8 protein-coding genes and 1 pseudogene are annotated in these 14378 nt (G+C 71.7%); 3 read left to right on the top strand and 6 right to left on the bottom strand.

The features are described 5' to 3' along the window. Positions 1 to 145 precede the first annotated feature (145 nt). Positions 146 to 2075: pseudogene (gene mdoH, locus M6G65_RS28545) on the bottom strand (glucans biosynthesis glucosyltransferase MdoH). 271 nt (positions 2076 to 2346) lie between these two features. Here mdoH and M6G65_RS28540 point away from each other — a divergent pair. Beyond that, positions 2347 to 3861: an OpgD/OpgG family glucan biosynthesis protein gene (locus M6G65_RS28540; protein ID WP_238194642.1), complete on the top strand. Its 1515-nt coding sequence runs from the start codon at positions 2347 to 2349 to the stop codon at positions 3859 to 3861. 106 nt (positions 3862 to 3967) lie between these two features. Here M6G65_RS28540 and M6G65_RS28535 read toward each other — a convergent pair whose 3' ends face one another. The 3 genes from M6G65_RS28535 to M6G65_RS28525 all read right to left on the bottom strand — a co-directional run bounded on the left by M6G65_RS28535 (position 3968) and on the right by M6G65_RS28525 (position 6815). Further along, positions 3968 to 4168, bottom strand: coding sequence for a hypothetical protein (locus M6G65_RS28535; RefSeq protein WP_238194641.1), 201 nt, complete (start codon positions 4166 to 4168; stop codon positions 3968 to 3970). 121 nt (positions 4169 to 4289) lie between these two features. Beyond that, complete coding sequence (zwf, locus tag M6G65_RS28530) at positions 4290 to 5762, bottom strand: glucose-6-phosphate dehydrogenase (protein WP_238194640.1); 1473 nt, start codon at positions 5760 to 5762, stop codon at positions 4290 to 4292. Positions 5763 to 5972: 210 nt separating this feature from the next. Continuing rightward, positions 5973 to 6815: an SDR family NAD(P)-dependent oxidoreductase gene (locus M6G65_RS28525; protein ID WP_238194639.1), complete on the bottom strand. Its 843-nt coding sequence runs from the start codon at positions 6813 to 6815 to the stop codon at positions 5973 to 5975. A gap of 318 nt (positions 6816 to 7133) precedes the next feature. On the opposite strand from M6G65_RS28525, the gene M6G65_RS28520 reads away from it, so the two are divergent. Continuing rightward, the gene (locus tag M6G65_RS28520; RefSeq protein ID WP_250103168.1) at positions 7134 to 8138 is read left to right on the top strand and encodes an endo-1,4-beta-xylanase; all 1005 of its coding nucleotides are present in this window, start codon (positions 7134 to 7136) and stop codon (positions 8136 to 8138) included. On the opposite strand, the gene M6G65_RS28515 is transcribed toward M6G65_RS28520, so the two are convergent. After that, the gene (locus M6G65_RS28515; protein ID WP_238194637.1) at positions 8125 to 9243 is read right to left on the bottom strand and encodes an acyltransferase family protein; all 1119 of its coding nucleotides are present in this window, start codon (positions 9241 to 9243) and stop codon (positions 8125 to 8127) included. The two genes, M6G65_RS28520 and M6G65_RS28515, sit on opposite strands and share 14 nt — an antisense overlap. 388 nt (positions 9244 to 9631) lie before the next feature. Between M6G65_RS28515 and M6G65_RS28510 the strand changes: the two genes are divergently transcribed. Next, positions 9632 to 11281, top strand: a complete 1650-nt coding sequence (locus M6G65_RS28510; protein WP_238194636.1) for a L,D-transpeptidase family protein — start codon at positions 9632 to 9634, stop codon at positions 11279 to 11281. A 299-nt stretch (positions 11282 to 11580) separates the two neighbouring features. On the opposite strand, the gene M6G65_RS28505 is transcribed toward M6G65_RS28510, so the two are convergent. Beyond that, entirely contained in the window at positions 11581 to 14256 is a 2676-nt protein-coding gene (locus tag M6G65_RS28505) for a bifunctional acetate--CoA ligase family protein/GNAT family N-acetyltransferase (RefSeq protein ID WP_250103167.1), read from the bottom strand. Positions 14257 to 14378 lie beyond the last annotated feature (122 nt).

The following is a 14378-nucleotide window of genomic DNA, read 5'->3' as shown; positions in this document are numbered from 1 at the left end:
ACCGCCCGATCCAGGCGGTTCCGCCCGCCCGTGACTCGATGGCAACACTGTGGCAGCTTGGCCGTAAGAGCGGGGATGAACGGCATAAGTCGCGGCGTTCGCGACCCGTGCCCGCGGCGGGTTCCGCGGGCGCCTCGAGGCCGCGTCAGGCCTCGTCGGCAGCGAGCCAGATGGCCGGCTCGCGCGGAGCCGGGCGGAGCGGGGCCGGCGCGGCGGGCAGGCCGCGCAGCTGGGCGAGTTCGGCGAGTTCCGGCGCCTGCGCGGTGTCGTCGGCGGTCAGGAACAGGCCCCGCGCCCGGGCGGCGCGGCCGAGATCGGCCCGACTCGTCCAGACGCTCTGGGCCGGGCTCGTGAGCAGCGCCAGGGCCACGGGCGCCAACCACAGGGCGAGCCAAAGGCTCCCGACGAGGACCAGGGCGAAGATCATCAGCGCGCCGACCACCACGGCATCGGCCTGGAGCCGGAAAGCCTCCGACCAGGAGACCTGCCGGTCATCCCGATCCTGCGTCTCCCAGCGCACCACCCGGCCAAGGAAGGTCGAGACCACGGCGCTGGCGGTGAACAGGGTCAGGACCGGCCACAGGACTACCCACACGGCCTGCTCCAGGGCGGCGCTCGCGAGCAGCGCCCGGGTGCCGCCGAAGGCCGCCCGACGCTCCGGCGCCGCCAGGACATGGCCGAGGCTCAGGAGCTTCGGCAGCGCCAGCACGGCGATGCTGAGGATCGCCAGCGCATGGGCCGCCGCCCCCTGCCCGGTCAGGCCGTAGGCCAGCAGGCCGAGATCGCCGGTCCGCGCAGCCTGCCAGGCGGCCAGCCCGACGAATGCGATCCAGAGGGGCAGCACCCCGTAGGAGAGGATGCCGACGAGGAGGTGCCAGCGGCTCGCGGCGCGCAGCCCCGTCCAGGGCAGCACCCGCAGGTGCTGGAGGTTGCCCTGGCACCAGCGACGCTCGCGGCCGAGCAGGTCGACGAGGTTCGTGGGCATCTCCTCCCAGGTCCCGCCCATCTCGGGCAGCAACCGCACCTCCCAGCCGGCGCGGACCATCAGGGCGCCCTCGACGATGTCGTGGCACAGGATCTCGCCGCCGAGCGGCTCCCGGCCCGGGAGTTTGGGAAGCTGCGCGTTCGCCGCGAAGGCCTCGATCCGTAGGATCGCGTTGTGGCCCCAGTAGCTGCCCTCCGGCCCCTGCGGTCTCCAGGCAGCGCAGCGCCAGCGGCGCGTAGAGGCGAACGGCGAATTGCTGGATGCGGGCGAAGAGCGTGTCCCGGCCCGCCGCGTACGAGACGGTCTGGATCAGGCCGGTGCGCGGGCTCTCCTGCATCAGCCGCACGAGCCGGGTCATCGCCGCGCCCGTCATCAGGCTGTCCGCGTCGAGGACGATCATGAAGGCGTACTCGGCGCCGTAGCTGCGGCAGAACTCGCCGATGTTGCCGGCCTTGCGGCCGACATTCTCGGTCCGGCGCCGGTAGCGGATCCGCGGCAGCGCCGGGTCGGCGGCTGCCCAGGCCTGGATGCGGGCGAATTCGTGCTCCTCGACGGCGGCGATCGCGCCGTCCCGCGTGTCGGAGAGAACGAAGATGTCGATGTCCTGCACGTCGGCGCGGGCCAGCGAGCGCGCCATCACCCGCAGGCGGGCGAACACCGCCACCGCGTCCTCGGCGTGGATCGCCACCACGGCGGCGGCGCGTCCGGCGCCCGCGATCGTGGCCTCGGCCTGCTCGGAGCGGCGCTCCAGCACCGACTTGGCCCGATCGCCCAGGAAGCCGGCGATGAGCCCGTAGGCGTATTGGCAGGCGACGAAGGCCTGCCAGCCCATGACAAGGCTGAACAGCACCAGCACCGCCCAGGCGAGCGGGCTGACACCCGCCGGATAGGCGAGCGCGGCAAGCCACGCGAGACCGCCGGCCGTGACGAGGCTCGGGATCGCCAGGGCGAGGCGGCGAGCCCGGAGTGCGCGCGCCGGTCGCGTACCCGTCCAGACCTCGTGCTGGGGGATTGCGGTCGACGGATCGGATGTGACCGAGCCTGCGTTCCGATGCGGTCGCTCGGCAGAGGAGGTGACGCGTGGGGACATGGCGCGAGGAACTCGACCGTGGAAGGCTGCCGGCCGCCCGGCCGTCTGGAGCCGAGAACCGATGACCGTGGATACCGATGTGCGGGGTGAGGACACGGAGCCGACCCGGCCGCGCAGGCGGCCGGAAGCCGAACGGATCAATCCCCCCTCCCGGCGCCGCGTTCTAGGAACAGTCCTGACCGCGGCTGCCGGCACGGTTCTACCTAGCGCGGCCGATCTGAATGGGTCCAGAACGTGGGCCGGGTCGGCGCTTCCGCCGCAGGACGGCCCGATGACGTTCGAAACGCTGTCGGATCAGGCGGCGCGCTTGGCCTCCGCCCCCTACGCCGCACCGCCCGAGGACCTGCCGGCGGCGCTCGCAGGCCTGGATTACGACCGCTACCGGGCCATCAGGTTCCGGCCGGACGAGGGCCTGCGCCTCGGCAACAACTTCAGCGCGCAGTTCTTCCACCGCGGCTTCCTGCAGCGCAAGCGCGTAGACCTCTATCTCCAGCCGCGGCGCGGGCCGGCGCACCGGATCCCCTACGAGAGCCGCCTGTTCGACCTCGGCCCGACGCTGGCCGGGCAGACCTTCGCGCCGGATCTCGGCTTCGCGGGCTTCCGCCTGCACTACGCGTTCCCGGACACGCCCTCGTGGCGCCCCAAGGGCTTCCAGGAGGAATTCCTTGTCTTCCTCGGCGCCTCCTATTTCCGGCTACGGGCGGCGAACCAGGAATACGGCCTCTCCGCCCGCGGGCTCGCGATCGGCACGGGTGCCCCGGAGGGCGAGGAATTCCCGGACTTCATCGCCCACTGGATCTGCGAGCCGGAGCCCGAGGCCCGCAGCCTGACGGTGATGTCGCTCCTCGACAGCCCGAGCGTGGCCGGCGCCTACCGGTTCGAGATCACACCCGGTGACCCAGCCCGGATCGCCGTCACCGCGGCGCTCCATCCGCGTCGGACGCTCGCGAAGCTCGGCGTGGCGCCGCTCACCAGCATGTTCCTGCACGGCCAGAACGGACCCGGCGCCCGGGGCGCGACGCCGTTCGACGACTTCCGGCCGCAGGTGCACGATTCCGACGGGCTGTGCGTCGCAGCCGGGAGCGATCCAGCGCGGGTCGATCGCCTCTGGCGGCCACTGGTCAACGGTCGCAGCCAGCCGCAGATCTCCGCCTTCGCGGCCAAGCCGCTGGCGGGTTTCGGGCTGCTGCAGCGCGAGCGACGGTTTGAGGCCTATCTCGACGTGGAGGCGCGCCAGGAGGCACGGCCCGGCCTGTGGGTCGCGCCCGATCACGCGGGCTGCGCTTTCGCAGAGGGCGCGGTGCAGCTCTACGAGATCCCTTCCGGCGAGGAATACGCCGACAACATCGTCGCGGCCTTCGTGCCGGCGGCTCCGGCGCAGCCCGGCACCCCGGTGCGGCTCGCCTACGGCCTGACCACGGTCGGAGCGGAGCCCGTGGCGGCCATCCCCGAGACCGCCCTCGCCAGGGTCACCTCCACGCGTTTCGGATCGGCGGAACGCCTGCGCCCGACCAACCCGCCGAGCCCGCAGCGGCGGCTCTGCGTGATCGATTTCGAGGGTCCCGGCCTGCCGAAGGGCACCGACGACGACATCACCGCGGAGGTCTCGGCCAGCGCCGGCACGATGCACGAGCCGGTGGCCAATTTCGTGCCGCAGACGGGCGGATGGCGGATCTACGTCGAGTGGCGCCCGCCGGACCCGATGCCGACGAGCGATGTCGTGTTGCGCGCCCGGCTTGCCCGTGGGACGACGCCCCTCAGCGAGACCTGGGACGCCGCCGTGTGAGCCCGTCCGCGCGTGCAGCGAGGCGACTCTAGCAGGCGCAGGATGGCAAGGCGGGCGCGGTCCGGGATTGCCTCAAGCGCGCGCGGATGATCCGGGCCGGGCGCATTCAGGCAGTCCGGCGTTCCTGCTCCAGGCGACGTGCGAGACGGGTGGCGCCGTAGACCTCGCTCAGGCGGCGGCGCGCGGCGGAGATCGGCGGCGCCTGCCGCTCGACATGGGCGGCGGCGATGACGCGCAGGGCGGCGGCGACCGATCGCTCCAGACGGCGCTCGGCCTGCGCGGCCGCGTCCTGATGAGTGGCCAGCATGTGATGATCCCTCGTGCATACCGTATCCGCCCTCTTGTGGGGCGGTGATCGGCGGCACAGACAGTGTTCACATCTGGCTTGACCGCATCAAGGCAGCTTGGCCGTAAACCGGCGCGCGTCGTTACCGCAATTCTTCATGCCATGTCCGGCCGTCGCGCTCGATCAGCGCGATGGCGGCGGTTGGCCCCCAGCTCCCGGCCGGGTAGGGCCGCGGCGCCTCGGGCCGGTCGGCCCAGGCCTTGAGCACGCCGTCGGCCCAGGCCCAGGCGGCCTCGACCTCGTCGCGGCGCATGAACAGGGTGGCGTTGCCGCGGACCACGTCCATCAGCAGGCGCTCGTAGGCGTCGGGGTAGCGCTGCTTGAAGGTCTCCTCGAAGGAGATGTCGAGGTCGGTCGGGCGCAGGCGCAGGCCGCCGGGACCGGGATCCTTGGTCATCACTTCGAGCTTCATGCCCTCCTGCGGCTGCAGGCGGATCACCAGCCGGTTCGGCTCACGGCCGAAGGCCTCCTCGGGGAAGATCGAGAACGGCGAGGCCCGGAACTGCACCACGATCTCGGAGAGCTTCTGGGGCAGGCGCTTGCCGGTGCGCAGGTAGAACGGCACGCCGGCCCAGCGCCCCGACTGGATCTCGACCTTCATGGCCACGAAGGTCTCTGTCCGGCTCTCGTGGCCAAGTTCGGCGAGGTAGCCCTCGACCGGCTTGCCGTCGACGGCGCCCGCCACGTACTGGCCGCGCACCGTGACCGCCTGCACGTCGTGGGCCGTGATCGGCTTGAGGGCGCGCAGCACCTTCAGCTTCTCGTCGCGGACCGAGTTCGCCTCAAGATTGAGCGGGCTCTCCATGGCGGTGAGGCAGAGCAGCTGCAGGATGTGGTTCTGCAGCATGTCGCGCATCGCGCCCGACGTGTCGTAATAGCCGGCCCGGCCCTCGACCCCCACCGTCTCGGCGACGGTGATCTGGACGTGGTCGATCACGTCCGAGGTCCAGAGCCGCTCGAAGATCGTGTTGGCGAAGCGGAGCGAGAGCAGGTTCTGGACCGTCTCCTTGCCGAGATAGTGGTCGATCCGGAAGATCTGAGATTCTGGGAAGACCTCACCGACCGCGTCGTTGATCGCCCGGGCCGATTTGAGGTCCTTGCCGATCGGCTTCTCCAGCACGACGCGGGACTTCTCGCCGACGAGCCCGTGGGCGGCGAGGTTGCGGCAGATCGAGCCGTAGAGGTCGGGCGAGGTGGCGAGGTAGTAGGGCCGGACTTGGTCGGGCCGCTCGTCGAGCTTGGCCACGAGGTCGGTCCAGCCGCTGTCGCCGGCACCGTCGACCGCGACGTAGTCGACGTGATCGAGGAAGCGGTGGAGCATGTCGTCGGTCAGGTCGGCGGCCGGCACGAATCGCTTGAGGGCGTCGCGGGCGTGCTCGCGGAAGGCGTCGAGGGACAGTTCCGACCGCGAGGCGCCGATGATTCGGCTCGTCTCGGGAATCTGGCCGTCGCGGAAGCGGTAGAACAGCGCCGGCAGCAGCTTCCGCGCAGTCAGATCGCCGGTCGCGCCGAACACGACGCAGTCGAAGGAAGCGACGGGGATGATCGTGGCCAAGGGCGGCTCCCGGTTGTCGTGCGCTGGTCTCGTGCGGCGGCTGCGTCGCACTGACCTAGCCCGTGTGCAAGGGCTTCGCCAGACGAGGGGCGCAGGCCTGCGCTGCCCGGGCCGGGGCGCGGCCGCGACAGGTCCGGGCGACCCGATCGCGTCACGCTCGGTCTTCGCGAGCGAAGCGAAGTGACCCAGGGCAGCGCGAGGCCGATTGGGTCAGCCCTCCATGTACCGCTTGAACGCCTCGGCGTAGTCCGGATGCCAGCGCGACAGGGCGGGCCGGTTCTCGACGATGTCGCCGGACGCCCAGGCGATCCGCTTCGCGTCCTGGGCGCGGGTGGTCTCGTTGTCGGGGCAGAGGATATAGAATTCGCCGGCGGCGAGCCGCTCCAGCATGAACGCCACGGTCTCCTCGGGCGTCCAGGCGCCGGCCGGCTTCTCGGTGACGCCGCGGGCCTTGGTGAGCCCGGTATAGACGAAGCCGGGGATCAGCAGGTGGGCGGTGGTGTGGCAGCCCTCCCGGTTGCGCAACTCGTGGGCGAGCGCCTCGGTGACCGCCTTCACGCCCGCCTTCGAGACGTTGTAGGGCGCGTTGCCCGGCGGCGTGGTGATGCCCTGCTTCGAGCCGGTGACGATGATCGCTCCGGCCTTGCCGCCCTCGATCATGCCGGGCGCAAAGGCGTGGATGCCGTTGACCACGCCGCCGAGATTGGTCTCAAGAATCCGCGCCCAGGTATCGGCGTCGGAGAACAGTTTTCCGCCGGCCTCGATCCCGGCATTCAGCATCACCAGGGCGGGCGGTCCGGCCTTGGCGACGGCGGTCGCCAGGGCCTCCACGGCGCCCCGGTCCGACACGTCGGTGGGCACGGCGCGCACCTCGACGGCGGCGAGTTCGGCGACGGCGGCCCGGGCCGCGTCCAGGGCCTGGCCCGGCAGGTCGGCGAGCCAGACGTTCATGCCGGCCCGGGCGAAGGCCTGCGCGGCGGCAAGCCCGATGCCGCTCGCAGCCCCGGTGACGACCGCGTTGCGACCGGGGCTGATCGCGGGGTGCTGGCTCATGACGGATCCTCGGCTGACTGGCGCCCATCAGATGGGGCGAGCCTGGAGGAAGGCGAGTTCGCGGCAGCGTACCGAAACCCCGCAGAACCCGCGGATCGCCGCGGGGGCGGCGTCTGTTAGGGTGAGGCTGCGCCCTCAGGACTCCAGGACCCGGATGCCCCATCCCCCGAGCCGCCGGTCGATCCTGGCCGGTGCGGCCACCTTCGGTCTCGCGGCGACGGCGCGGGCGGCCGGGTTCGGGCCCCCGGCCGCCCATCCTGGTCGGGCGACAGCCTCCAGGCGGCCGCGTCGGCCAAGGGCCTGCTCTACGGCTGCGAGGTGCCGTTTCACCGCTTCGACGCGACCCCTGCCTACCGGCAGGCGGTGGCACGCGAGTGCGGCCTCCTCGTCTGCGGCACCGAGATGAAGATGGAGGAGGTTTTGCCCGCCCCCGGCAAGACCGACTTCGCCCGCGGCGACGCCATCCTGCGGTTCGCCCGAGCGAACGGCCAGCGCATGCGCGGCCACACGCTCGTCTGGCACGCGGCGCTGCCGCCCTGGGTCGGGCCGCTGCTCGGCCGGGCGAGTGCCGTCCAGGCCGAGGACTTCATGCGGCGCTGGATCGAGACGGTGGCGGGCCACTATCGCGGCCAGATCGTCGCCTGGGACGTGGTCAACGAGATCTTCGGCAACGAGGCCGATCCCGACCGCGGCGGCGGCCTGCGCGACTCGCCCTGGCTCGCCTCGATCGGCCCCGGCTACGTCGACCTCGCCTTCCGGATCCTGCACGAGACCGACCCTACGGCGGCCGGCACGTGGAACGAGGACGCGGTGGAGCAGGGCGTGCCCTGGATGGAGGCCAAACGCACCAAGGTCCTGCGCCGCTTGGAGGCGATGCGCGCCCGCGGCGTGCCGATCCGGCGCTTCGGCCTGCAATCGCATCTCACCAGCACGATCCCGATCGACCAGGGCCAACTGCGCCGCTTCCTGCGGGAGATCGGCCAGATGGGGCTCGGGATCGAGATCACCGAGCTCGACATCGACGACCGGGCGTTTCCGTCCGACGTGGCTACCCGCGACCGGAGGGTGGCCGACTTCGCCCGCCGCTTCCTCGACGTGGTGCTGGACGAGCCCGCCTGCCTCGATGTCGTGACCTGGGACATCTACGACCCGGATACGTGGCTGAACGACCACCCCTACCGCAAGCGGCCCGACGGCCTGCCGCAGCGGGCGCTGCCGCTCGACGCGCAGTTTCAGCGCAAGCCGCTCTGGCACGCGATGAGGGCGGCCTTCGCGGCCGCGCCGGATCACCGGGCCGCCCGCGACAAGCTCAGGCGGGCGTGACGCCGGCCCGACGTCCGTCCTCGGCGAGGCTCGGCTCCGGCGGCCGGTCCGCCAGGAGGCGGCGGCGGAGACGCGCGCAGGGGCGCTCGACGAGGGCGTACATGCCCCAGCACCAGAGCAGCGTCACCGGGAAGGCCACGAGCATCAGCCCGAACCCGTGGAGCCCCGGCCGCAGGTGCAGCACCAGCGCCACCACGGTCATGTGCGCGAGGTAGAAGCTGTAGGACCAGAGGCCGAGCCGGCGCATCGGCCGGCTGGCCAGCAGCCGCACCAGAGGTCCCTCCCCGTGCAGCAGGTACGCGAAGGGCACGAACAGGGCGGCGCTCTGGAGCGTGTAGCGCAGGCTCTCGCGGAAGGCGGGATCGCGGACCGCCAGGGTCCCGAGGATCACCGCGAGGCTGGCGGCGACCTGCCAGAGCGCGGGGCGCCAAGCCCGGTCGGCCGAGATCACCGGGTTGTTCCACAGGCCGAGGCAGCAGCCGAACAGGATCGCGTCGATGCGGGTGTGGGTCCAGCTGTAGTTCAGGCTGTAATCCGGCAACCGCCAGACGTTGCTGCACCGGATCGCCAGGACCACTGCGCAGAGTCCCAGACAGGCGAGCGTGGCCCGGCGCGGCGCGAGACGCCCGAGCCACAGCACGAAGGCCAGCGGGAAGACGAGGTAGAAATGCTCCTCGATGGCGAGGCTCCAGAGCGGCACCGGCAGCACCGCCTCGGTGCCGAACAGGCCGGGATAATTGGTCAGGAAGATCACTTGGCCCAGCACCGCCGCCGGCGCGACAGGCATCCAGTCGAGGAGGCCCGCCGCGTAGAGCGCTCCGGAGGCGAGCAGCGTCAGGTACATCGGCGGCAGGATGCGCAGGCTCCGCCGCAGATAGAAGGCGGGGAGCGAGACCGCACCCGTCCGCGCCCGCTCGATCCGCAGGAGCGTGGTGATCAGGTAGCCGCTGAGGAAGAAGAAGATTGTGACGCCGAAGCCGCCCGGCACGACGTGGCTGTAGCCGCAATGGGCCGCGAACACGATCAGGATGGCGAGCGCCCGAACCCCGTCGAGTTGCGGCAGGTAGGGCATCGCTGCGGGACGCGGGTCTCCGGGATGCGGCATGGCGGGAACCGATCTCCTGTCTGGGCCTGGGCAGCCGCGGTGGACCAGCCATGCGGTGTCCGATGGAACGCTTCGATTGAGGTGTCCCACTCCGTCATCGCGAGCGGAGCGACGTGACCCAGGGCAGCGCGCCGTCAATGAACGTGGCGCTGTCTGGATTGCTTCGCTCCGCTCGCAAAGACGAGGGTGCCGAAGCCAGCAAATCACAAATTGTATAAGCGCCGTTTTCGCGCCGGCCGGCATCCGCATGAAGCCTGACGCGGCTGAACCAGTTGCGGGATCGTAAATCCCGGTCTCGGGCCACTCTCAGGGCCGGAGGAGATTGGTAACCACGCCGGCCCATCATCCGGCCCGGTCGCGCCGCCTGAGCGCGTCGGGAGTGTTGCGTATGGTCCCGGTCCCACCCCGCCGTCCTACCGGCCCGCGCGCCCGTCTCGGTGCGGGCCTGTCGCTCCTGGCGCTGCTCGGCACGTCCGTCGCGGCGCTGGCGCAGGGCGCCCCCGCGGCCGTCCCAGCGGCCAGCCCGCCTCCGGGGCCGGTCCCGCCGCGCGCCATTCCGGCCGCCGTGCCGCCGAGCCCGGACACCGGATCGGCCGGCAAAGGCCCGGAGACCAAGGTGCCGGAGGCGAAAGGCCCCGAGACGAAACCGGCCGACTCCAAGCCCGTGGAGACGGCATCCCCCGAATCCAAGCCCCTCCAGGGCAAGCCGCAGGAAACGGCGCGGAAATCGCGTGAGCCGGCGCCCCTCGTCTACGCCAAGGTCTCCGCCGACCCGAACCCGACGCTGACGGCGCGCACCTTCCTGGACACGCTCCGGGCGGCGGAGCGCTACGCGGCCTTCGCGGAGGCCGGCGGCTGGGAGCGGCTGCCCGAGGATCTCGCGCGCCTGAAGTCCGGCGAGCGCAACCCGGCGATCCCGGCGCTGCGCCACCATCTGACCCTGACCGGCGACCTGCCGGCGGACGCGCCCCCGAGTGACCGCCTCGATCCGCCCCTCGTGGCCGCGATCGCGGCCTTCCAGGGCCGCCATGGCTTGCCCGACAGCGGCATCCTGGGCCGGCTCACGATCAACGCGCTCAACGTGCCCGCCTCGGTGCGTCAGCGTCAGCTCGCCGCCTCGGCGTCCCGGCTGATGGGCTCGAAATTCCCGTTCGGCGAGCGCTACGTCGTGGTCAACATTCCCTCGGCCGCCGTGGAGGCGGTGGAGAACGGCACGGTGGTCCGCCGCTACGTCGCGGTGGTCGGCTCCCCCGACAAGGCGACCCCGGCCGTGGAGACGCGCATCACCGACATCAACTTCAACCCGACCTGGACCGTCCCGGCCTCGGTGGTGAAGAACGAGATCATCCCGCAGATGCGCAAGAATCCGGGCTATCTCGCCAAGAACCACATCCGGATCCTCGGGCCCTCCGGCGAGGTCGACCCGACCAAGATCGACTGGGCGGGCGAGAAGGCCGTCAATTACACGCTGCGGCAGGATTCCGGCTTCGACAACTCGCTGGGCCAGGTGCGGATCGACATGCCGAACCGCTTTGCCGTCTACATGCACGACACGCCGGCGAAATCGCTGTTCGCCGCCAGCGTGCGCTTCCACAGCCACGGCTGCGTCCGCGTCGGGCAGGTGAAGGAGCTCGTCGGCTGGCTGCTGCAGGGCACGGACGGCCCGAACGGCCCAGGCACGGGTTGGGGGCCGATCGAGATCGAGACCGGCATCGCCGACGGCGAGCGCCGCGACATCAAACTGCCCAAGCCGGTTCCGGTGACCTTCGTGTACCTCACGGGCTACGCCACCCCGGACGGCAAGGCGCATTTCCGCGACGACATCTACAATCTCGACAATCCGGCTCCGGAACCCGCGGCCACCGGCGCGATCCCACCTGCGGCCAGCGTCCCCGCGCCTGTGAAGCCGGCCGCCGCGCCGACGACCAGACCCGCCGGGATGCCCGCAGCGGCGGCCAAGCCCGGCCCGACGAAGCCGGCTTCGGCCAAGCCCACGGCGGAGCGCCGCACTTTGGAATCCGTTGACGCTATCCGCTGACCCAGCCCCGCGATGCCGATGAGCGCTCGTGTTTGCGCCACCAGATCATCCGGAACGCCACCGACAGCGGCCATTTCACGGGTGCGGGCTTTCGGATTAGAGCCTCGCGAAGCCTGACGTCCTTCAGGGTCACCCCTCACCGTCATTCCGGGGCGCCGCAGGCGAGCCCGAAGTCCAGACGCCGTGTCGGTGAAAGACTTGCCGCGTCGGTAGCTCTGGATCCCGGGTTCCGCTCCCGCGGACCCGGGATGACGATGGCGTGGGCTTAGCGACGAAGGCGTCCTGCATCCGAGCAGGCATCAAGCCCCCGCCAGATCCAGCCGCACTTTGACCAAACCGGGATCCTCCGGGTCGCGGCTCTGCGCGAAGCCGAGGCGGCGGCAGACGGCCAACATCGGCCTATTCTCGGCCAGGACCGAGCCCTCGACCCGGCCGATCCCCTCCGAGCGCGCCCAGTCGATCATCAGGCGCATCAGGGCGAAAGCCGTGCCGGTGCCCCGGACGTCGCGGCCCACCGCGATCGCGTACTCGCCGCTCTCGTGATTGGCGTCGGCGTGCAGCCGCACGGCGCCGAGCATCCGCTCGCCCCCGTTCGGCTCGACCTCGGTGGCCACGAACGCGATGGCCCGGGCATAGTCGAGCTGGGTAAGGCGTGCCAGGAAGGCGTGGCTGAACTCGCGCACAGGCCCGAAGAAGCGCAGTCGCAGATCCTCCGGGTCCAGCCCCTTGAAGAAGGTCAGGAACAGGCCCTCGTCCTCGGGCCGCACCGGCCGCACGCGGATCGTGCGGTCCTTGAGGTTGAGGGTGCGGACCCACTCCGCCGGGTAGGGGCGGATCGCGAAGCGCGGATGGCCGCGGCCGTATTGCCCCTTCTCGGAGCGACCGATCCGGACCTTGGCGTCGAGTGCCAGCACGCCGGTCTCGTCGGCGAGCAACGGGTTGATATCGAGTTCGCGGACCTGCGGCAGGTCGGCAGCCAGTTGGGACAATTTCACCAGCGTCAGCGCGATCGCCGGCAGGTCGGCCGCCGGCACGTCGCGGTAGCTGTCTAGACGCCGGGCGACGCGGGTGCGGCCGATGAGGTCGCGGGCGAGGATCAGGTCCAGCGGCGGCAGGCCGAGCGCCCGGTCGTCGATCACCTCCACGGCCGTGCCGCCGCGGCCGAAGACCACGACGGGGCCGAAGACCGGATCCTCGGCGAGGCCGGCGATGAGCTCGCGCCGCTGGCCCCTGCGCACCATCGGCTGCACGGCGAAACCGGTGACCCGGGCATCCGGCCGCTCCCGGCGCGCCCGGGTCAGGATGCTGCCCGCGGCCGCGCGGACATCGGCCTCGCTGGTGAGGTCGAGATGGACCCCGCCGACATCAGATTTGTGCACGACATCGGGGGAGACGACCTTGAGGGCCACGGCCCCGCCCGCCGCGATGATCGGCCAGGCGGCGGCGGCGGCCGCATCCTTGTCGGGGGCGAGAGTGATGGGGACGGTCGGGATGCCGTAGGCCTCCAGCAGGCCGTTCACCGCGACCGGATCGAGCCACGCGGCGCCCTGACGGAGGGCGCCGGCGATGATCGAGCGGGCGCGGGCCGTATCGGGGGAGAAGTCGCGCGGCAGCGAACCCGGCGTGCGCATGAGGTCGTCTTGCGCCTCGCGGTAACGCACGAGATGGAGAAAGCCCTCGATCGCCTCCGAATCGGTGGTGAAATGCGGGATCCCGGCCCGGGCGTAGGCGTCGCGCGCGGCCTCGGCGTCGCCCAGGCAGACCGCGAAGACCGGCTTCTTGCGCGTCTGGCCGGCCCGGGCCCGCTTGACCGTGTCGGCGATCGCGCCCGCGACCTCGCCGGCCTCCGAGCGGGCGGTCGGGACGTGGATCGCCAGCACGGCATCGCTCGTCCGGTCCACGAGCATCGGGCCCAAGGCGCCCGAGAAGGCCGGGCCCGCCGCGTCGATGCCGAGGTCGAGCGGATTGCCGGCCGGACGCCCCTCGGCCTCGGCGGCTCCGGCAAGACTGCCCGATTTCTCGATCAGCCGGTCGGCGGCGAGCAGGCCGATGCCACGGCCGTTCGACAGGATGGCCAGCCGGTCGCCCGGGAACGGACGCTGGCGCCCGAGGGTCTCGACCGCGGAGAACATCTCGTCGAGATCTTGGACGGCCAGGAGACCGGCCCGCCGGAAGGCCGCCGCGTAGACCGCGTCCGGGCGGGCCAGCGCGCCGGTATGGGTCACGGCCGCGCGCCTGTCCGGGCGATGACGGCCGGCGCGCAGAACCACGACGGGTTTCGCGCGGGCCGCAGCGCGCGCCGCCGACATGAACCGGCGCGCATCGGCGACCCGGTCGAGGCACAGAAGGATCGCGCGGGTGCGGTAATCGGCGGCGAAGTGATCCAAGCAATCGGCCACGCCGATATCGAGCACGCTGCCCAGCGACAGGACCGCCGAGAAGCCGGTCCCGTGGCGGGCGCCCCATTCGACGAGGGCCGCGGCGACGGTGCCGGATTGCGAGACGAGCGCGAGGTCCCCGGCCTTGGGGGCATGGGCGAAGAGGCTGGCATTGAGCTTGGCGCCCGGCACCGCGAGCCCGGCACTGTCAGGCCCGAGGAGGCGCAGGCCATGCGCACGGGCGATCCGATGGGCCGTCGGCCCGGGATCGTCCGGCTCCGAGCCGAGCCGGGCAGTGAGGATGACGGCCGCCCCGGCGCCGATCGCGGCGGCCTGCGCCACCACGTCGGGAACACCCGGCGGCGACACCGCGATCAGGACGAGATCGGGGACGGCTGACAGATCGGCGATCCGTGGCACGCAGGGCAGGCCGTCGATGGTGGCCTGATCGGGCTGCACCGGCATGATCGCGCCCGGAAAGCCGGCGCCGCGCAGGCTGTCCAGCACGCTGCGACCCAGCGAGCCCTCTCGCGTCATGGCCCCGACCAGGGCAATCGAGCGGGGCGCCAGCAGCTTGTCGAACCGGTAGGTACTCACGACCGGCCGCTCACAGGGCCGCCGTCACGGGATGAGATCCTGTGGGCGATGCGTGCCGGCGTGCATGCGGTGTCCCTCGCTGGCATCGGGATCCGGCGAGCCTCCAGGCCTGCGCCGCCCTA

This window comes from Methylobacterium tardum, from assembly GCF_023546765.1.
GTDB classification, from domain to species: Bacteria; Pseudomonadota; Alphaproteobacteria; order Rhizobiales; family Beijerinckiaceae; genus Methylobacterium; species Methylobacterium tardum.
This window is presented reverse-complemented; position numbering and strand designations above follow the sequence as displayed.